The organism is Isosphaeraceae bacterium EP7 (assembly GCA_038400315.1).
GTDB lineage: Bacteria > Planctomycetota > Planctomycetia > Isosphaerales > Isosphaeraceae > EP7.
This window is the reverse complement of record CP151667.1, coordinates 5603254-5622641: the sequence shown is the minus strand read 5'-3', so window position 1 is coordinate 5622641 and position 19388 is coordinate 5603254. Positions and strand designations below refer to the sequence as shown.

General features: G+C 65.6%; 13 protein-coding genes and 1 tRNA gene. 9 read left to right on the top strand and 5 right to left on the bottom strand.

Annotation, left to right across the window (positions count from 1 at the left end):
* Positions 1 to 6: 6 nt before the first annotated feature.
* From EP7_RS22140 to EP7_RS22125, 4 genes are all read right to left on the bottom strand, one after another.
* Positions 7 to 1344: a DUF1552 domain-containing protein gene (locus EP7_RS22140; protein WP_463524313.1), complete on the bottom strand. Its 1338-nt coding sequence runs from the start codon at positions 1342 to 1344 to the stop codon at positions 7 to 9.
* 95 nt (positions 1345 to 1439) lie between these two features.
* Positions 1440 to 3755 carry a DUF1592 domain-containing protein gene (locus EP7_RS22135; protein ID WP_463524312.1) on the bottom strand — a complete coding sequence of 772 codons (2316 nt, stop codon included), beginning with the start codon at positions 3753 to 3755 and terminating at the stop codon, positions 1440 to 1442.
* Positions 3756 to 3954: 199 nt separating this feature from the next.
* On the bottom strand, positions 3955 to 5496 hold the full coding sequence (locus EP7_RS22130) for an FAD-dependent monooxygenase (protein ID WP_463524311.1): 1542 nt from the start codon (positions 5494 to 5496) through the stop codon (positions 3955 to 3957).
* 86 nt (positions 5497 to 5582) lie between these two features.
* Positions 5583 to 5653, bottom strand: a tRNA-Asn gene (locus EP7_RS22125).
* Positions 5654 to 6258: 605 nt separating this feature from the next.
* On the opposite strand from EP7_RS22125, the gene EP7_RS22120 reads away from it, so the two are divergent.
* The 5 genes from EP7_RS22120 to EP7_RS22100 all read left to right on the top strand — a co-directional run bounded on the left by EP7_RS22120 (position 6259) and on the right by EP7_RS22100 (position 14504).
* The gene (locus tag EP7_RS22120) at positions 6259 to 8721 is read left to right on the top strand and encodes a DUF1549 domain-containing protein (protein ID WP_463524310.1); all 2463 of its coding nucleotides are present in this window, start codon (positions 6259 to 6261) and stop codon (positions 8719 to 8721) included.
* Positions 8722 to 8803: 82 nt separating this feature from the next.
* Positions 8804 to 10174 carry a DUF1501 domain-containing protein gene (locus EP7_RS22115; protein WP_463524309.1) on the top strand — a complete coding sequence of 457 codons (1371 nt, stop codon included), beginning with the start codon at positions 8804 to 8806 and terminating at the stop codon, positions 10172 to 10174.
* A gap of 94 nt (positions 10175 to 10268) precedes the next feature.
* Positions 10269 to 11045, top strand: coding sequence for a sugar phosphate isomerase/epimerase family protein (locus tag EP7_RS22110; RefSeq protein WP_463524308.1), 777 nt, complete (start codon positions 10269 to 10271; stop codon positions 11043 to 11045).
* An 85-nt stretch (positions 11046 to 11130) separates the two neighbouring features.
* A complete protein-coding gene (locus tag EP7_RS22105) occupies positions 11131 to 13428 on the top strand; it encodes a S9 family peptidase (RefSeq protein ID WP_463524307.1) in 2298 nt (765 codons plus the stop codon).
* A complete protein-coding gene (locus EP7_RS22100; RefSeq protein ID WP_463524306.1) occupies positions 13425 to 14504 on the top strand; it encodes a class I SAM-dependent methyltransferase in 1080 nt (359 codons plus the stop codon). The genes EP7_RS22105 and EP7_RS22100 overlap by 4 nt, the downstream gene beginning before the upstream one ends.
* Positions 14505 to 15293: 789 nt before the next feature.
* Here the strand turns inward: EP7_RS22100 and EP7_RS22095 are convergent.
* A complete protein-coding gene (locus EP7_RS22095) occupies positions 15294 to 16211 on the bottom strand; it encodes a glycosyltransferase (RefSeq protein WP_463524305.1) in 918 nt (305 codons plus the stop codon).
* Between the two features lie 384 nt (positions 16212 to 16595).
* Between EP7_RS22095 and EP7_RS22090 the strand changes: the two genes are divergently transcribed.
* The 4 genes from EP7_RS22090 (at position 16596) to EP7_RS22075 (ending at position 19315) form a co-directional block, all read left to right on the top strand.
* The gene (locus EP7_RS22090; RefSeq protein ID WP_463524304.1) at positions 16596 to 16994 is read left to right on the top strand and encodes an HU family DNA-binding protein; all 399 of its coding nucleotides are present in this window, start codon (positions 16596 to 16598) and stop codon (positions 16992 to 16994) included.
* Positions 16995 to 17303: 309 nt separating this feature from the next.
* The gene (locus EP7_RS22085; protein WP_463524303.1) at positions 17304 to 18005 is read left to right on the top strand and encodes a YdjY domain-containing protein; all 702 of its coding nucleotides are present in this window, start codon (positions 17304 to 17306) and stop codon (positions 18003 to 18005) included.
* A gap of 112 nt (positions 18006 to 18117) precedes the next feature.
* Positions 18118 to 18837, top strand: a complete 720-nt coding sequence (locus EP7_RS22080; RefSeq protein ID WP_463524302.1) for a phosphoadenylyl-sulfate reductase — start codon at positions 18118 to 18120, stop codon at positions 18835 to 18837.
* Positions 18838 to 18895: 58 nt separating this feature from the next.
* Entirely contained in the window at positions 18896 to 19315 is a 420-nt protein-coding gene (locus tag EP7_RS22075) for an RrF2 family transcriptional regulator (protein WP_463524301.1), read from the top strand.
* Positions 19316 to 19388: the final 73 nt, after the last annotated feature.

Sequence of the window (19388 nt, the reverse complement as noted above, 5' to 3'; positions counted from 1 at the left end):
GGTCGCTCAGGCGAGCAGGCCCGAGATCGGCTCGGTGCTGTCGCCGAATCGGTCGATGGGGACGCCGGCCTGCTGGAGCATGGCGAGTAGGAGGTTGGACATCGGGGTTTCCGCCCGGAGCTTCTGATGCTGCCCGGCACGCATCGTCCCGCCCCCCTTGCCCAGCAAGATGGCCGGCAGGTTGACGTGGTCGTGGCGGTCGCCGTCGCTGATCCCGCTGCCGAAGAGGACCAAGGAGTTGTCCAGCAAGGTCGAGCCGTCGGCTTCCTCGACACCCATCATCTTCTCGACCATGTAGCCGAGGATCGAGATGTGATACCGGTCGATTTCACGCAGCTTGCGGTTCTTCTCCGCCTCGCCGCCGTGATGCGACAGCTCGTGGTGGCCGTCGGTGAAGCCGAGCCAGGGATAGTTCCGGTCGCTGGCCTCTTTGGTCAGCATGAAGGTCGACGCCCGGGTGCTGTCGGTCTGGAAGGCGAGCACCATCAGGTCGCACATCAGCTTCAGGTGGTCGTCGAAGTCTTCCGGGATGCCCGCGGGCCTGGGGAACTCGGCCCCCGGTTGCTCCGACGAGGTTGCGACATGCTGAATCCGCCGCTCGACTTCGCGGACTCCCGTCAGATACTGGTCGAGCTTGCGCTGGTCTGCCTTGGCCACCCGGCTGCGGATCCGATTGGCGTCCGCCAGAACGTAGTCGATCATGCTCTTGCGGTAGAAGTCGCGATCGGCCACCGTCGCCTGGGTGAGGCTGCTGCTTCCCTTGGTGAACAGCCGGTCGAACACCACTTTCGGATTCATCTCATAGGGGGCAGGCGAGGTCGGAGTGCGCCAGGAGATGTGAGTCTTGTAGGTCCCGCTGTATCCGAACGCATTGCCCGACCGGGCCGACTCGCAGCCCAGCTCCAGGCTCGGGAAGCGAGTGGCGTTGCCGACATGTCTGGCGTAGAGCTGGTCGACCGAGATGTCGACCTTGACGGCATCCTGCGTTTTGTACGCCTGGGAGCCGGTCAAGAAGCTTGCCGAGCCCTGGCCGTGGCCGCATCCCTCGGTGTCGCCGTTGGTCATGGCCGAGTTATGCGTCAGCCCGTGGAAGCAATTGAGGTACTCGCGGGCGAATGAGAGCGGCTTCAGGGTGTCGGGCAGGTCGACGAGCGTCCCCTCGTTCTGCGGGAACCAGGTCGGCAGGTGCACGCCATTGGGGACATACCAGCAGCACATCCGCACCGGAGGCTTGACAGCCGCCTTGGCCGCCCCGCGGGCCACGCCCGAGAAGCTCTCCATCCAGGGGAGGGCCAGGGCCGCGCCCATCCCGCGAAGCATCGTCCGACGTGTCGGCTGAATCATCATGACCTCGTTTGAGCCGGGCGCGATTCGCGAAGGTTGCAGTCACCATCGCATTGGCATGTGAGATTCCGAGGAGCGCTCGGGCGGTGCAATCGCTATTCGGCCGCACCCCGATACTGGAACGATCGGCTCTCCACGATCCCGAAGAGGATGTTCCGGATTCGATAATCGTCGGCGGTCAGCCGCCCACGGATCTCCTCGACCGTGCAGAAGTCATAGGGCTCGAGCCCGCGACCCAGCCCGTACGTTAGCATGTTCTCGATCAGGGTCCTCGAGAATTTCTTCGTCGCGGTCGACCCGAGGACTTGCTTCAACTCCTTGATGTCGGAGAATTTCCGTCCGCCGGTCAGCTCGCCGGAGGCGTCAACCTTGAAGTCCCCGTCCTTCGTTCGCCAGCGACCCACCGCGTCGAAATTCTCCAGGGCGAACCCGAGCGGGTCCATCTGCTGGTGGCACGAGGCGCACTGAGGATTGCTCCGATGCAGCTCCATACGCTCGCGCAATGACGAGACGCCCGAGGCCTGCTCGCTGTCGTCCAGCTTTGGGACGTCGGCCGGGGGAGGGGGGGGCGGGGTTCCCAGCAGTTGTTGCAGGATCCACTGGCCACGCTTCACCGGCGAGGTCCGGTTCGGGTTCGACGTCAGGGTGAGCACGCTCGCCTGCGTCAGGACCCCACCGCGACGCCGGTCTGTCAACGAGACACGACGGAACTCATCCCCTTTGACCCCTTCGATCTCGTAGTGCTTTGCCAATGCTTCGTTGACGTAGGTGTAGTCCGAGTCGAGCAGCTCCAGCACGCTGCCATTGCCTCGGAGGATCGCCCCGAAGTATTGCTCGGTTTCCTTACGCATCGCGTCGCGGAGCGTGTCGTCGAACCCAGGGAACAGGTTCGGGTCGGGTGCGACCCCCGCCAGCCTGCGTAGCTGAAGCCACTGGCCGGCGAAATTCCCAACGAACTCGCCCGACTTCGGGTCATCCAGCATCCGGACGACCTGCTTCCTCAGGTTCGCTCGCAGCGTCGATGTCCCGGCTTCGCGTGACAGCTCCTCGTCCGGCATGCTGCTCCAGAGGAAGTAAGAAAGCCTGCTGGCAAGCTCGAACTCCGTCAGGGGGCGATCCTTGCTGGATTCATCGGGCTCGACCAGGAACAGGAACTCGGGCGACGCGAGGACCGTCGTCAGGGCCACCTGGATCGCACGCTCGAAGCTCTCGCCGCGGTCATCGGCCAGACTGAAGACCGTGAGGATGCGGTCAACTTCATCGTTCTGAACCGGCCTGCGGAATGCCTTCGTCGCGAAGCCTGTGATGACCTCGCGGCCTGCGTCCAGCCGCGACTGGTCGCCGTATTCGGGCATCCGGACCAGGATCTTGCGATGAGACTCAGGGGCCGAGTTGGCCGCAAGAACCACCGGGCCGCGGACGACGATCGAATCGACGTGCAGGCCGCGGTCATTGCCGTACCGCTTGTCCCCGCTCACGTTGTCGGCGACATCCCCGAGCTTGGCGTCCTTGGGGGGGGCGATCGGTCCCGGTGCAATCTCGACATGGACGGTATCGTCGCCTTCAGCGACCTGGATCCAGAACCGATAGACGACCGTCTCATCCTGGATCTGCACGGCCTCCACGGTCCGCCTGTCCTTGCCGAGGCCGATCAGCATTCGGGGGGCGGGGACCGATTCGGGGATCCCCACCCGCACGAGGCTGAAGTCGGCCATGTACCGACCCGGCTTCAGGGTGTGCTTGAACTCGACCGGCTCCTTCGGCTTCAGCGGATACGTCTTCAGGCCGATCAGCTCAATCGGCGGATGCCCTTCGGCATCGGGCAGCATGATCGCCTTGCCCATCGCCAGCTCGGCAGCGTCGAGATATTTCTCGACGTGCACCGGGGAGATGTTCAGCGCCGAACCGACGTTGTCGTAACCGAAACCGATGTCGTCCGCCGGGAACGAATCGCCTAGCTTCAGGTCCAGGCCGAGCAAGTCCCGGATCGTGTTATTGTATTCCTGCTTATTCAGGCGACGGATTACGACCGAGGCCGAACTCTCCCTCGTCCCGCACTGGGCGGCGAGGAAGTCGTTCTCGATCCAGCCGATCATTGCGTCGAATTCCTCCAGCGTGGGCTGATCGGAATCCACCGGCGGCATGATCCGCCCTTCAATGGCGTCTCTGACCCGCAGCCAGGTCTGCCCGTCCTTGATGGCCGCGTCCTGCGACTCGAAGAGATCGAGGACGACCCCCCCCTCCGAATAGTCTTTCGAGTGGCAGTCGATGCAGAACCGCTCGAGAAGGGGGAGAATCTTGTCCCGGTAGGCATCCTTGGCCCCCGGTTCCGCCCCGAACGTCGGAGACAGGCCAGCTCCCATCCAGAGGACGATGAAGGCACACCCCAGTCGGTTCAAACGGATCGTCATCATCGTCTTGATCGCTCTCAACAAGAGGAGGTCGACGTTCGAGTGAGCCGGGGCTGGAACCTCGCAACGAACCATTCTAGGCATGCGTGAACCCGGGGACGGGCATGCCGGCCTTCTACGCACGATTCAGGTCGGAACATCTTTTTTCTGCAAGAAGTTACGTCAAGAAATCCCGGCCGACTCGGTCGAGGCTCGGCCATCAGGCCGTCGGGAGGATCGATCGATTGGCGGGACGAATTGCGAAGCGGGAGAGGTAGGTATCGAGTCGACTTGGGTCCTGTCCGGTGTCCGCGAGCGCAATGTGGCCGTCGGGACGGACGAGATAAAGAGCGTCACGTGCCAATCCGGTGGCCCGAGTTTTTTCCGTATAGGAGAAAATATGGAGAGGGAGGCCCGTCGCGAGGATGTGCCGCCTCACGTGCGGGGCAACGTCACCATAGATGTGAACTTGCCAATCCAGCGATTCGAGCGGCGCGAAATTGTCATCCTCGGCGAGCCAGGGGAGCCGATCGCCGGCCCTGACCTTCCCAACGTGGCCGCTCGAAAGGGGACTCTTCCGGTAGTGAATGCGGGTCTGGGAGACGACCTTGAAGGCCAGGGTCCGGACGAACTCGATGCGCAGAAGGGAGGGAACGAGACGAGGCATCACCAGCGTCCGAAACGCCTTCCCGAGCACGCCCTTGCCCACGAGAAACCGGAACGCGGTGTCCGTGGTGGAGACGAGGAGCCTGGCGAAGGGGAGTCGTTCGGCCTCGTAGGTCTCGAGGAGGGCCGGCGAGGCGCGATTCTGGAGCACGGCCGCCAGCTTCCAGGCGAGGTTGACCGCGTCGCCGATCCCTGTATTCATCCCCTGGCCGCCCGCCGGGCTGTGAACGTGCCCCGCATCGCCGGCGATGAAGACTCGGCCGATGCGGAATCGGTCGGTGACCCGGTGATGAACGCGGTACGTCGAGAACCAGTTCACCTTAGACACCCGAAGTTCGGCGACGGCTTCCAGCCTGGGTCTGACGTCCTCGAAGGAGGGCTCCTCTCGCCCTTCGACCTCGGGAGGGAAAATCCCGATCGCCCGGCGCATGCCGCTGCTCCGGATCGGGAAGATCACGAAGAAATCGCGATCGCCCAGGAAGAGCGTGACATCGCGCTCGCCGCTGGGGCAGGTTGCAACCGTGTCGGCGACGAAGAAGGTCTGAGCGTAAGTGCCGCCCGGGAAGTCCAGATCGAGCCCCTGTCGAACCGTGCTCTTGGCCCCGTCGCAGCCGCAGAGGTACGAGGTCTCGACGACTTCCTCGCATCCCTCGTGCCGCAAGATTGCGCGGACGCGACCGTCTTCCTCCCGGAAGCGCGTCAGCTCGGTGCCCCACTCGACCTCAACTCCTGCATCGGAGAGTTGCTCGATGAGGAGCCGCTCGTGGTCGTCCTGGGGGAAGCTAAGGACGAACGGAAAAGGGCTGAGCCCCACCCCGATCTCGCCGATTCGGAAGTGGGTCACCTCGGCCCCTCCCCGGCGGAGATGGACCGAGTCGAGCTTGAAGCCTCGTTCGATCGTTTCTTCGGCGAAACCAAGCTGGCGGTAGAACTCCAGCGTCCTGGCCTGAACGACCATGGCCCTCGATTGCAGACCGGGGCCGCTGTTCTTCTCGACGATCCGTGACGGAACCCCCAGCCTCGCCAGCCAGAGGGCGAGCGTCAGACCGGTGGGCCCCGCACCGATGATGAGGATCTCGGCCGGGTTCCTCGTCATTGCCATCATCCTGGCGAGCGACCGAGAACGAAGTGGCGAGTTCGAAGGCGGGAGAGGAGAGGGGGAAGTGGGGTGTTGAAAAGTGACCGGGCTGGGACTCGAACCCAGGACCAACGGATTAACATACCGCTTCGGCTTTCACCGACCAACTTCAGCTTTAAGGAAGGAAGACGTTTGAGGTCATTCCGACTTGGGGCTGGGTTGTTGCAAGTCTGGACTATCCCTTCGCCATCGCAGGCGTGCCGCGTCTAGTCTCTGGGGCCGGGGCCGCTTGAGTGGGCGGTCCCTTGCCTGCTGATTACCCAATCGGACGCCTTTTCGACCGTCGCGCTCGCCGTTACCGGCCACGCTGTGGTGTCGTCCGCTCTCAGGGCGTCCCAGCATACTGCGGCATGCACTCGCGCAGTTCGATTTCTTCCCGCGCGAGGCTCCGATTGCATCTTGCGATGCCTTCAAGTCCGTTGCTCTACCGACTGAGCTACCCGGTCATCCGGCCGCAGGAGCACGAGGCCCCGGCGATCGACTGATACCTTAACCCGACATCGTCCCTCCGTCCAGGGTTCAGGCCGGTTGGTCGCGGAAGGTTGGTGGAAAAATCGCACCACGACGAGCGATTTCCAAGAAATATCCAACAATGCACTTTGTAAATCGAGTACACATTGAATAGAGTTCGGCCGGAGACTCGACGGCCGGGGTAAGGGTTGCCCGATCCGCCAGACTGATTCCAGGGGCGATGGCCGCCCGAACCGCGGAAATCTCACCATGCACCCATCGCACCTTCGACGCCTCTGTTGCCTGGTCTTGGTCGCTTGCATCTCCGGAATCGCCGGCGTTGCTGCCTCTGAGGAGCCGGGCATCGGAGTTATCCCCCCCAAGGCGACGTTGCGCGGTCCCGACTCGGTTCAACAACTCGCCGTCGAGAACCTCCAGAATCATGGAGACGTGACGGCGGCGGCGATCTTCGCGTCTTCGGACGAGGCGGTGGCCACGGTGGACGCGGCCGGGACGGTGACCGCGAAGGGGGACGGCAAGGCATCGATCCGGGTGACAGCGGCGGGGCGTACCGAGGTTGTGCCCGTCGAGGTCAAGGACTTCGCCGGCACCACGCCGACCAATTTCAGCAATCAGGTCGTCCCGATCTTCACCAAGCTCGGCTGCAACTCGGGCGGTTGCCACGGCAAGGCGACGGGCCAGAACGGGTTCAAGCTGAGCCTCTTCGGTTTCGATCCTCCCCTGGATTACGAGACGCTCGTGAAGGAAGGCCGGGGGCGGCGCCTCTTCCCGGCGAACCCGGAGCGGAGCTTGCTGCTTCAGAAGGCCGTGGCCGAGGTGCCCCACGGTGGCGGTCGAAAGATGGAGCGGGGGTCGCACGAATATCGCGTCATCGCCCGCTGGATCGGGGCGGGGATGCCGTTCGGGAAGTCGACCGACCCGGTGGTCGCCAAGGTTGAGATCTATCCCGACGCCCGGGTGATGTCGGCCGGACAGACGCAGCAAGTCATCGTCACCGCCCATTACACGGACGGGGCGACCGAGGACGTGACCCGCTGGGCCCAGTATCAGTCGAACGACGTCGACGTGGCCGAGGTCGCCCAGGGGGGCGTGGCCCGGGCTCGCGAGATGTCGGGTCAGGCGGCAATCATGGCCCGCTACCAGGGCAACGTCGCCGTCTTTCGCGCCACGGTCCCGCTCCGCAAGGGGGCCGTAGTCGCTGCGGAGTTCGACTCCTCCAATCCGATCGACGCCGCGACACGCAATCAGTGGCAGGCACTCGGGGTGACCCCGTCGGGGCCTTGTTCCGACTCCGAGTTCATCCGCAGGGCGAGCCTCGACATCACCGGTGCGCTGCCGAAAGCGGCGGAGATCAAGGAGTTCACGGCGGACACCGACCCGGAGAAGCGTCGCGCTCTCGTCGATCGACTGCTGGCGAGCCCCGAGTATGCGTCGTTCTTCGCCCTGAAGTGGGCCGATGTCCTGCGCAACAAGCGTGAGGGAAATCCGCTCTATCAGCGTGGGTCGTTCAGCTTCCACGACTGGATCCGCGAGAGCCTGGACACGAATGTCCCCTATGACAAGTTCGTGAGGTCGATCCTCTCCGCCACGGGCACTCCGGAGACGGCCCCGCCCGTCCAGTGGTTCCGCAGGTTGAGGCAGGCCGACGCGTTCGTGGATGACTCGGCGCAGGTCTTCCTGGGCATGCGACTCCAGTGCGCCAAGTGCCATCACCATCCGTTCGAAAAGTGGAGCCAGGACGACTATTACGGCTTCGCGGCCTTCTTCGCCAAGATCGGTCGAAAGCCGTTCGGTCTACCGCCCGCGCCCGGAGTCGCTCCTGCCGAGGAGGTCATCTTCAACGCGAGGCAGGGGGCCGTCACTCACCCGAAGACGGGCAAAGTGATGGTTCCTCGCGGGCTGGGCGGCCCTGAATTGAAGCTGGCGGCGACGGCCGACCCGCGGAAAAACCTGGTCGACTGGATGACGAATCCGGACAACCCGTTCTTCGCCCGGGCGCTCGTCAATCGATACTGGTCGCACTTCTTCGGCCGGGGGATCGTCGAGCCGATGGACGACCTCAGGCTGACGAACCCGCCGTCGAACCCGGAGCTTCTCGACGCCTTGTCTTCGCGATTCAAGGAGAGCGGGTACGACCTGAAGGCGCTTGTGCGGCTGATCTGCACGAGCCGGACGTATGCCCTTTCCAGCATCCCCAATGAGTTCAACGCGAAGGACAAGCAGAGCTTCGCCCGGCACTATCCGCGGCGGATGACGGCCGAGGTGCTGCTCGACGCGATCTCGGAACTGACCGGCGTGGCTACCCCGTTCGGCGGGATGCCGGCGGGGACCAGGGCGGTGGAACTGCCCGACGAGAGCATCGCCTCGACGTTCCTGGACGTCTTCGGTCGCCCCAAGCGGGACACATCGTGCGAGTGCGAACGGGTGACCGACGCCAGCCTCGGCCAGAGCCTGATGCTGCTGAATTCCGGCGAGGTGCAGTCGAAACTGGCCGCCGCCGGAGGCAGGGCGATCGCGCTCGCCGCCGATCCCAGGCCCGATGTCGTGAAGGTCGACGAACTCTTCTGGGCGGCGTTCGGCCGGGCCCCGACGACGGGTGAGTCGGCCGGCGCGACGAGCTATCTGGAATCGCACGCGACGAAGCGTGGCGAGGCCTTCGAGGACATCCTCTGGGCCCTGGTCAATTCCAAGGAATTTCAGTTCAACGACTGACATACGATCCAACCGTCGGGCCAAGCTGGCCCGCGCCTCGTCGCCCCGTCCGGGGCCTCGGGAGGCTTAAGAGGAGGCTGCCATGATCGGACTCGGCGATCGTACGTTCGGGAATTGCAGCGGCGTCTCGCGTCGACAGTTCCTCAAGGTGGGGACGCTCGGCATCGGAGGCCTGGCCCTGCCCGATTTGCTGCGAGCCAAGGCGGCGTTCGCGGCGGGCTCCGCGGCCAGGCCCAAGACCGAGGACATCTCGGTCATCCTCATCTGGCTCGACGGCGGGCCGCCGCAGCACGAGACCTACGATCCCAAGCCCGATGCGCCGATCGAATTCCGCGGCCCCCTGAAGGCGATGCCCACCAAGGTGCCGGGCATCCACCTCTCCGAATTATTGCCTCTGCATGCGGCGCAGATGGATAAGATCGCCCTGATCCGGTCGATGGCCCACTCCAATGGCGATCACTTCGCCGCCGCCCACTGGATGCTGACGGGCTACCTCGGCTCGAACTCGGCGAACCTGGCGGCGCAGTACCCCTCGATCGGTTCGGTGATCTCCAAGGTCAAGGGGACTCGGCGTCCGGGCATGCCGGCGTATGTCGGGCTGCCGAACACGCACTCGGTGGGCCTGGCCCCGGGCTATCACGGAGGGGCCTACCTTGGGGTTGGCTACAATCCGTTCAACGCCGACGGCGACCCCAACAACCCCGATTACCGGGTGCCCAACCTCGACCTGTTGAGCGGTGTTGACTCGCCCCGGCTGGACGACCGCAGGGGCCTGCTCAACTCCTTCGACACGATGCGTCGCGATGCCGACGGGTCGGGCCTGATGGAAGGGCTCGACGGTTTCCAGCGCGAAGCCTTCGATATGGTGACCGGTCCCGCCGCGCGGGCTGCGTTCGACCTGTCTAAGGAAGACCCTCGGCTCCGCGATCGCTACGGACGCCACCTCTGGGGGCAGAGTGCCCTGCTCGGCCGCAGGCTGGTCGAGGCCGGCGTCCGCTTTGTCACGCTCACGTATGGCGGCTGGGATTGGCACGCAAACCTTGATAAGGGGATGCACGACGTCCTCCCCGTCCTGGATCATGCGGTCGGGACGCTCATTTCCGACCTCGACCGGCGCGGGATGCTCGACACGACGATGGTGCTCGTGATGGGCGAGTTCGGACGGACTCCCCGGATCAACAAGGGGTTGCCGCAGGACCCTACTCCCGGCCGCGACCATTGGGGCGACGTCATGAGCGTGCTCGTCGCCGGCGGGGGCGTGCCGGGCGGCCAGACGATCGGGGCCTCGAATGCCCGAGGCGAGGTCCCGAAGGACCGCCCATTGCGACCGCAAGACCTGTCCGCCTCGATTTACCGGAAGCTCGGGATCGACACCGAGCTGGCCTTCCCCAACCGGGCCGGCCGCCCCATCACGCTCGGATCCGACGGTCTGTTCATCCCCGAGATGGGCTGAGCCCCCGCTGGCGTACGACCCGCCGTGCGAGTAAGGTTCCCAGGAACTTGATGCCTACGTCGGGTCGAATGCGCCAGGTCGGGGGACTTCCGCGATGCTCCAACTCGGGACGATCACCTACAATATCGCCAAGGATTGGGACCTGCCGACGCTCCTGACCAAGCTGGCGGTCCTGAAGTACGAAGGGGTCGAACTTCGGACGACCCATAAACACGGCGTTGAGGTCTCCCTCACGCCCGCTCAACGCGCCGAGGTTCGCAAGCGGTTCGACGACAGCCCGGTGAAGCTGGCGGGCCTCGGTAGCGCGTTCGAGTATCAGGCGACTGATCCCGCCGAGGTCAAGAAGAATGTCGAGGGGACCAAGGAGTACGTTCGCCTGGCCCACGACATCGGCTCGCCTGGCGTGAAGGTCCGGCCCAACGGAATCCCGCGTGGGGCCGACCTGGACGCGACCCTGCGGCAGATCGGCCGGGCCTTACATGAGGTGGGCGAGGATGCCGACGGGTTCGGTGTCCAGATTCGCGTCGAGGTGCACGGGGCCGTGACTCAGGATCTTGGCAACCTCGCCAAGATCATCGACTACGCCGACCATCCCAATGTCTACGTCTGCTGGAATTCCAACCCGACCGACTTGAAGGATGGCTCGATCCGCGAGACGTTCAAGCTGGTGGCCCCCAAGATCCGTGAGGTCCACCTGCGGGACCTGACCGACGAGGCCTATCCCTGGCGTGACCTGTTCGCCCTGCTGAACCAGGCGGGCTATGACGGGTTCACGCTCGCGGAGATCCCCGGGAGCTCTGACCCCGAGCGCGTCCTGGCGTACTTCCGCTCACTCTGGCTGGCCTATCAGCCGCGTGTCGACGGGCAGTGAGGGGTTGGTCGGCGACCCGCCGGTGATTACCCTTTGGCTGGGCGGTTTGCGCCCGGCCGAGAGTTCACCCCGGAGGCGCACCCCGTTGAATGCCCGCTTGATCGCGCTGGCCTCCGCCTGGGCCTGGGTCGGATTGGCTTCGGTCGCCGCGGCGCAGGCGCCGCCCCGTCCCGCACAGGAGCCCGAGATGCATCGAGTCGAGCCCATCGAGGCGGCCCGCAGGCCGTTCCCGGGGGTCGCGATGCCCGACTCCTTCGGCTTCACCCCCGACGGAAAGTCGCTGACCTATCTGAAGCCCGAAGGGGCGAGCCTGGCCAAGGTCCTCTGGAAAGTCGACCTGGCCGGCGGCAAGCCGCGGGTCATCGCCCGGGCCCCCGGCGAGGGGGTGTCCGAGCGAACCGTCTCGCCCGAGGAGGCGCTGAGACGCGAGCGGCAACGGCAGACGGCGACGGGGCTGGCCCAGGTCGTCCGCGCGAGCGCCGCCGATGCGACCCTCATCCCGATCAACGGCGACCTCTATCTCCAGAGAGGGGAAGGGGAGCTGACTCGCCTGACGAGCACGCCCAGCCCGGAACTCGACCCAAAGCTCGACGCCGCGGCCACGCGCGTCGCGTTTGTCCGCGAGGGCGACCTCTACGTCCTCGATCTGGCGACCCTGGCCGAGACCCGCCTGACCACGAGGGCGGCGGATGGCCTGACCCACGGCCTGGCCGAGTTCATCGCGCAGGAGGAGCTGGATCGGTTCAGCGGCTACTGGTGGTCGCCCGACGGCAAGACGATCGCCTATCAGGAGACAGACGAGCGGCACATCCCGCCTTATCCGATCGTTCATCAGGGAGGCACCGAGGTCTCGGTCGAGACGCACCGCTACCCGTTCCCAGGCAAGGCCAACGCAAGGGTCAAGCTTGGCATCGTGGGGGCCGGCGGCGGGTCGACTCGCTGGCTGGAGTTGGTGGTCCCGACCGAAGATTTCTACCTCGCCCGGGTGACCTGGGAGTCGCCGCTGAGCCTGCTCGTGCAGACCCTCTCGCGTGACCAGAAACAGACGATCCTGGCCCGCCATCGTCTCGACGACGGATCGAGGCAGGTGCTTATCGAGGAGCGGGCCGAACACTGGATCAATCTGCACGACGATCTGCGCATCGTCGAGGGGACCGGCGAGCTGCTCTGGTCCACCGAGCGCAGCGGCTTCCGCCACCTGGAGTTGCGTGACAAGAATGGCAAGCTCGTGCGGACCCTCACCGAGGGGGACTGGGCCGTCGACCCGACCGCGACGCATGCCGGGTCGCGCGGCGTTGTGGCCCTCGACTCGGCTCGACGTGAGGCCTGGTTCCAGGGCAATCGCGAGTCGCCCCTGGAGTCGCACCTGTACCGGGTCTCGCTCGATGGCGGTCCCGTCGAATGCATGACCAATGATGCAGGAACGCACGCCGCGGCGGTCTCCCCCGACGGCGAGCACCGCGTTGTGGTCTCCTCGGACCGCAGCCACCCTCCGGTCGCCCGACTACTTGATCGGGCGGGTGCGGTCCGTGCCGAGCTTGGTCGCGGCGACTCCGATTCCAGGATCGCCGCGATGAATCTTCCAGCCCCGGAGCTTCTCGAGTTCCGTGGGCGGGATGGTGTTCGCCTGTTCGGGGCCTATTACGCTCCGAGGTCCGAGGCGTTACGCTCAGGCGCGGGTGTCCCGGTGGTCGTGATGCTCTACGGCGGCCCGCACGTCCAGACCGTGACTGACTCTTGGACGCTGACGGCCGATATGAAGGCCCAACTCCTCGCGAGCGAAGGTTTCGCCGTCTGGAAGATGGACAATCGCGGGTCATCACGCCGAGGGGTCGTGTTCGAGGCTGCCCTCTCGCGCGACATGGGTTCCGTCGAGGTCCGGGACCAGGTCGACGGCGTCGCGTTCCTCAAGACGATCAAGCCAGAGGTCGATCTGTCGCGCGTCGGTGTGACGGGTTCCAGTTATGGCGGCTACATGACTCTCCGATGCCTGACGGAGGCCCCCGAGGTCTTCCAGGCCGGGGTGGCCAATGCGCCGGTCACGGACTGGGACGGTTATGACACCGGCTACACCGAGCGATACATGGGTACGCCTCAGGAGAATCCCGCCGGCTACAAAGCGTCGACGGTCCTGACCCGCGTCGATCGGCTGCGGGGGTCGCTGCTCGTCATCCACGGCATGCTCGACGAGAACGTCCACTTCCGCCACACGGCCAGGCTGACCACAGCGTTGATCGCCGCCGGCAAGTCGTTCGAGCTCATCCCGCTGCCCGAAGATCGCCACTCATCGAGGCGCGAGAGCGGTCGGAAATACGAGCTGGACAGGACGGTCGAGTTCTTCCGACGGACCCTTGCCGGGACGAAGGATGCGGGGGCGAAGTGAGCTCGGAAGCTCCGCCACACCTCGAAGTCCAAATCCTCTGCCCGGCCTGCCGAACCCCGCTGCAAGCCACGACACCCCAGTCCTGGACGTGCGACGGATGCTCGGCGACGTACCGCGGCCTTCGGGGCATCCCGGATTTACGCATCGAGGACGACGTCTACCTCGACAACGAAGCCGACTGGGCCATCGCCGAAGCCCTGGATGCCGAGTTCGACCGCCACGACTTCGACGGCCTGCTCGCCCGATTCTTCGAGCTCTCAGGTGACGTGCCCGAGGCCGATCGATCCCGCTACGCCCGGCACATCAGGACGGCGCCGGGCAGGGTCGGCGGCTGGATCGGTCCTCTGGGCGAGGTCGGCGAGGGGGCGGGCCTCGATCTGGGTTGCGGAAGCGGCTCGTTCCTGGCGTCCGCTCAGGCAACGGGTCGAACCTGGGTGGGGGTGGACATCGCGATGCGTTGGCTGCTCGTCGCTCGCAAGCGTCTCGACGAGGGGGGACTCCATCGGGCCAGGCTCGTCTGCGGCGGCTCGGAGCGGCTCCCGTTCGCCGACGGCCAGTTCGCGGCGCTCGTCTCGGGCGACGTGATCGAACACGTCCGCGACCAGGCTGCCACGATCGGGGAGACCTTCCGAGTGCTGAAGCCTGGAGGCCGGGCGATGTTCGCCACCCCTAACCGCTTCAGTCTCGGGGCCGAACCGCATGTCGGGGTCTTCGGGGTCGGTTATCTGCCGCGGGCCTGGATGGGCTGGTATGTCAGGGTATGGACCGGTCGGGATTACCGGGCGATCCGCAACCTCGGGGCGGGGGAGTTCAGCCAGCTTCTCAAATCCAGCCCGTTCGGCGGGGGCTCGATCTTGGCCCCACTCCTACCGGCCGCCGACCTCGCCCACTTCAGCCCGCTGAAACGCCGCCTGGGCCAGTTGTACAACCGCCTGGCCTCGACCTGGGCTGGCCAGTGGCTCGCAAGGCGGATCGGGCCGATCCTGCACGCGGTCGTCGAGCGGCCGAGCCCGCCAGTCCAATCGTCCATCCTGCCCACTCGCCCAGGCTCCAGAGGGCGAGCAGCAGGAGCGTGAGCGGGAAAAAGGTCACGAATCGCCCGAGCGGCCAGGGCTGCTCGGAGCGGGCCGCAAGCACGGTCAGCCTTGCAACCTGGATGGGCCAGATCCCGAGGCCGACCAGCGGACCCAGCCAGCGACCGCTCGATCGGTCGTGACGGCCGCGACCCAGGCCGAAGTCGAAGCCGAATCGGAGCCGATCCCGGGCGGCTCGGGCGAATCCGGCGGACTCGACGTGTCGCACTCGTGCGGTGTTGATCCAGGCCGGAGCGAGGCCGGCTCTTCGCAGACTATCGGCCAGCTCGGTTTCGTGGATCGCCTCAACGTCCAGGATCGCGAGCCGGCGGACGCCGAAATGGTTGCCCGCCAGATGGCCCGCCGGGCAGGGGAGGCTCCCGGGGGAGTACCGGGCGTATTCGCAGAAATAGACCGAGGAGGTGACGGCCGAGGCGCCTGGATCGAGCGAGACCGGCCCGCTGGCCGCCACAATCCCTTCATCCCGGGCTGAGTCCATCCAGGCTTCGAGCCAACCTGGATCGCAGACCGACGTATCTTCCACGAAGACCACGAACGGGGATCGTGCCGACCTCATCCCCTGAATCCGCATCGCCGGGGCCGCGGTGCCCGGATGGCAAACGACTTCCCGAGCGTCGCCATTAAAGCCGAGGACCGAATCGGCAACGACGATGACCTCGACCCGAGCGGTCGTTCTAGCGCCGAATGAGGCGATGAGTCGGTCGACGGCCTTGGCCGAACCGCCGGCGATGACAACCACCGAGAGGGCCGGGATTTCGGGCGTTGGGCCGCTCATTCGACCAGTTCGAGGCTTCGCCCCGGCCCGATCAAGTATCCGAGCATCTCGCCCGTCGCCCCGACCGCGAAAAAGACGGCGATCAGCGGTAGAGCGGCCGCCAGCTTCAGACGGTGTCGGCCCTTCTCCAGGACCGTCCGGACCAGCCTCAGCGTGAGCAGGGCAGGCAGGGCGGTCGAGCCGGCTCCGTAGATCAGTCGGCGGGCCCAAGATTGGTCGGGCCGACGCATCCCGGCATACGATCGGCAGAAGTGGAACCGCTGGACGAGGAAGTGTGCCAGTTTGAAAGGCTTGATGTGGCGGACCTCGGCCCGGCTCGAGCCCCGGAGGGGGATGCCGTCGGCACGCAGCTGGTCGTTGATCCAGGATTCCCACTTCCCCTCGGCCAGCAGGTGGGCATGCCGCAGGAGGTGGGAACGTTGATAAGAGATATTGTTACCTGGAAGGTCGTCGGTCGCCTCGTCGGCCCGAGGGCCCATATATTTGGCGTATTCGCAGAGGAATGCGGCCCAGTTGACCAGCCCTTCCCGGCCGTTTTCGACCGCCCCGCCCACGGCTCCCCATGCTCCGCTGGCATGGGCATCGAGCATCCCGCCGGCCCAGTCGGGACCGACCCGGACGTGGTCCTCGAGGATGGCCACGACATCGGCCCGGCTAGCGACAACCCCTTGATGCCGCAGCGCCGGGATCGTGGCGCCGGCCGTTCCCTCGATGAGCCTGACCGGCCAGGGCCCCGCGGCCAGGGGCTCGCGGACCTGGTCGGCGAACTTCGCCACGACGATGATCTCGATCGAGGCTCGCTCCGGCTGGCCATCCAGGGCTTCGAGCGTCGGCCCCAGCAGGTCCCAGCCGTTGACCGCGGCGATGATGACCGAGAGGCGTGGGGCGGCGGAGATCGTTGTCGCCTGGGGCATCGCGGGCATCCTTGCCGTGGGGGGGCCGGGCCCGGCGGCGATCCATCGACGGCCTATGCCCAGCCCGCGCGGACATGGTGTCTCCGGATCGACATTTGGTCAATGTCACCCCCGTTCCGCCGTCCGACGTCGGTGGTCGAAAAACCTCGCGTGAGGCCTCTCGGAGCGGTCGACGTGGCCTGTTTTCCCCATTGAGACGCCCTCCGGCGGCATTTTCCGGGGAAATTTGGGGTTCCAGGGGCACATCCTCGTTTTTTCCTGTATGTTTCCAGCGTCCGGGCCGAAAAATTCGGCAGGGATCACGGCGCCACCTTCGATGGGAAGTTGGTGGCCGGCGGGTCCGCCGATCGACGAGCACGCCGCTGCAGGAGGAGTTCTCGACCCATGGCCAAGAAAGCCGCGCCCAAGGCCGCCGAATCCAAAGCCGCCCCGGCCCCCGCCCCGGCCCCCGCGGAAAAGCCCGCCAAGTCCGCCCCGCGCGTCAAAGCCGCGACCAAGGGCGAGGTCTACACGAAGCTCGCCGAGAAGACCGGCCTGAGCAAGAAGGAAATCACCAGCGTCTTCGACGCCATGAGCGAGCTGATCACCGCCCAGCTTGGCAAGAAGGGCCCCGGCCTCTTCGTCCTGCCCGGCTTGCTCAAGCTGAAGATCGTCAACAAGCCCGCCACCAAGGCCAAGCAGGGCGTCAACCCGTTCACCAAGGAGCCGATGACCATCAAGGCCAAGCCCGCCCGCCGCGCGATCAAGGCTCTGCCCTTGAAGGCGCTGAAGGACCTGGTCTGAGGTCGGACGACTCCAACGCCGCGATGGATGCCGAGTCCACCGACGATTGTGGCCGGAACGAGCGGGCGTCGCCCGTCGGCTGAACCCCAGCCCGACGGGCGACGCTCGTTTTCATTCCCAAAGTTCCTGCCCAGCGAGTCGCCGATGATCCGCGTAGGTTCCGAAGTCAGGTGGGCAATGCGCCGCCTCATCCTTCGAAGTCGAAGGCAGGTCGCATAGAATCGAACGTCCACGAGGGCCGGTTCCCACGCTCCGCACGCAACCTTGCCGATGGTCCACCTGCCCCACTTTCCACCTTGCGAGGCACCAATGACGTTGACACTGCTGCTGGCAGCCGTCCTGGCCCAGGCCGGGGGGCAGGAGCCCGCCAAGGACGCGTTCCAGCCCGAGCCGGGTTGGAAGAGCCTGGGGACCAATCTCTGGTTCGATCCCGCCGCACGTCGGGTGGTCGTACGCGCCCGCGTCGCCCTCCGTGAGGGGCCCCTCGAGCATCTGCTCTGCTTGAAGGGGACCAAGGAGCACGAGTCGGTGCTGGCCACCGATGCCCCCGCGCGGGCCATTCACGCCGCGATCCTGCTCACCGGCGCGGAGAAGGGGAGCACCGTCCGCTTCCGTCCCGCTTTCGTCCCGCCCAAGGGGACGCCGATGGCGATCGAGCTGAGTTGGGTCGAGGACGGCAAATCGAAGACGGCCAATGCACGAAGCTGGATCAAGGACCTCAAGTCCGGTGGCACGCTGGAGACCGACTGGGTCTTCACCGGCAGCGAGCTCTGGCAGGACCCCGACTCCAAGCGAATGATCTACGGTGCCGATGACGGAGACCTGATCACCGTGGTCAACTTCCCCAGCTCCTTACTCGACCTTCCCTTCGCCAGCTCGGACCAGGACGCCAATCGAACGTTCGAGGCGAACACCGCGGCCATCCCCAAGGAGGGCACGTTCGTCCTCATGTTCCTCAAGCCGCGCGACATCAAGCCTGCCAACTCGAAGAAGGCCCGACCGACTCCCTGAACCGCCCACTTCGCTCAGGGCCGAAAAGACAGGGCACTTAAATCCGACTAAGTTGACTTCGTTGTGTATGATGAGTAAGATTGTGGTAACTCAATCTGGAGGGGATCGGTCGATGGCCATCGAAGTCGTCTCTCGCGTCAATCTGGAATCGGCAGCACAGCAACTAGCCGGGGCCTCGCCCCAGGACGTGTTGCGATGGGCTGTGGAGACCTATTCCTCCAGGCTGACGATGGCGACGGCGTTCGGACCCGAGGGATGTATCATCCTGCACATGCTCTCGGAGATCGATCCGACGGTGCGGGTCTTCAACCTCGACACCGGCTATCAGTTCGCCGAGACCTTGCAGCTACGCGACAAGATCGCGGCCCGGTACGGGATCGAGGTCGAGCTGGTCGGGGCCGATGATTCGGTGGCCGAGTACGAGGCGAAGAACGGCGGGCCGTTGTACGTGACCAATTCCGACCAGTGCTGCAACGACCGCAAGCTCGTGCCGCTGCGGCGGGCCGTGGCCGGGTACGACGCCTGGATCTCGGCCATCCGGGCCGAGCAGTCGGCGCACCGGGCCAAAACGAGCGTCGTCGGCTGGGACAAGAAGTTCGAGCTGGCCAAGATCAATCCGCTCCTGAACTGGACGAAACGCGACGTCTGGGCGTTCATCGTGACCCACGACGTGCCGTACAACCCGTTGCACGACCAGGGTTACCCGTCGATTGGTTGCTGGCCCTGCACGAGGGCGGTCGGCTCGGGCGAGACCGATGAACGGGCTGGCCGCTGGGCCGGACAGGCCAAGACCGAATGCGGGCTGCATTCCCTGGACAGCAGCCAACTCTGAACCAAGGCAGGTCCCTCAGGGTCCCACACTTGGGGCCTTGAGGGTGGGGGCGTTTTCGATGCGGATCTCCGCCAAGGCTGAGTACGCCTGTCTGGCCGTGCTGGCGCTGGCCAGACGACGCGAGGATCAGCCGCCCCTGCGCATCCGGGAGATTTCCGAGTCGCACGCGATTCCCGAGCGCTATCTCGTGCAAATCCTGCTGCAATTGAAGGGGGCCGGCTTGGTGGTCAGCACCCGGGGAGCCGCCGGCGGCTATCGCCTGGCCAGGCCCGCCGAGCTAATGACCCTGGGGCAAGTCCTCTCGGCCATCGACGGCCCGGACCTGGCCCAGCGAGAGCGCGAGGAAGGGGATGGCCCGTCCGCCCGATCCCTGGCCGCCGTCTGGGCCGCGATCCGCGCCGCGGAACGGTCGGTGCTCGACTCCACATCGATCGCCCAATTGGCCGCGCCTCCGTCTCCCCCTGATTGGGTCATCTAAGCTCGATCTCGGACCGACATGCTATGGCGGCCGTTGGGCGTGCTCACGCGATGGTCGAGAACGCCCCGAATCG

Excerpts from the sequence above, each read along its gene's own strand:
- EP7_RS22140 (WP_463524313.1), bottom strand. The coding sequence starts at position 1,344 with ATGATTCAGCCGACACGTCGGACGATGCTTCGCGGGATGGGCGCGGCC.
- EP7_RS22135 (WP_463524312.1), bottom strand. The coding sequence starts at position 3,755 with ATGACGATCCGTTTGAACCGACTGGGGTGTGCCTTCATCGTCCTCTGG.
- EP7_RS22130 (WP_463524311.1), bottom strand. The coding sequence starts at position 5,496 with ATGACGAGGAACCCGGCCGAGATCCTCATCATCGGTGCGGGGCCCACC.
- EP7_RS22120 (WP_463524310.1), top strand. The coding sequence starts at position 6,259 with ATGCACCCATCGCACCTTCGACGCCTCTGTTGCCTGGTCTTGGTCGCT.
- EP7_RS22115 (WP_463524309.1), top strand. The coding sequence starts at position 8,804 with ATGATCGGACTCGGCGATCGTACGTTCGGGAATTGCAGCGGCGTCTCG.
- EP7_RS22110 (WP_463524308.1), top strand. The coding sequence starts at position 10,269 with ATGCTCCAACTCGGGACGATCACCTACAATATCGCCAAGGATTGGGAC.
- EP7_RS22095 (WP_463524305.1), bottom strand. The coding sequence starts at position 16,211 with ATGCCCCAGGCGACAACGATCTCCGCCGCCCCACGCCTCTCGGTCATC.
- EP7_RS22090 (WP_463524304.1), top strand. The coding sequence starts at position 16,596 with ATGGCCAAGAAAGCCGCGCCCAAGGCCGCCGAATCCAAAGCCGCCCCG.
- EP7_RS22085 (WP_463524303.1), top strand. The coding sequence starts at position 17,304 with ATGACGTTGACACTGCTGCTGGCAGCCGTCCTGGCCCAGGCCGGGGGG.
- EP7_RS22080 (WP_463524302.1), top strand. The coding sequence starts at position 18,118 with ATGGCCATCGAAGTCGTCTCTCGCGTCAATCTGGAATCGGCAGCACAG.
- EP7_RS22075 (WP_463524301.1), top strand. The coding sequence starts at position 18,896 with ATGCGGATCTCCGCCAAGGCTGAGTACGCCTGTCTGGCCGTGCTGGCG.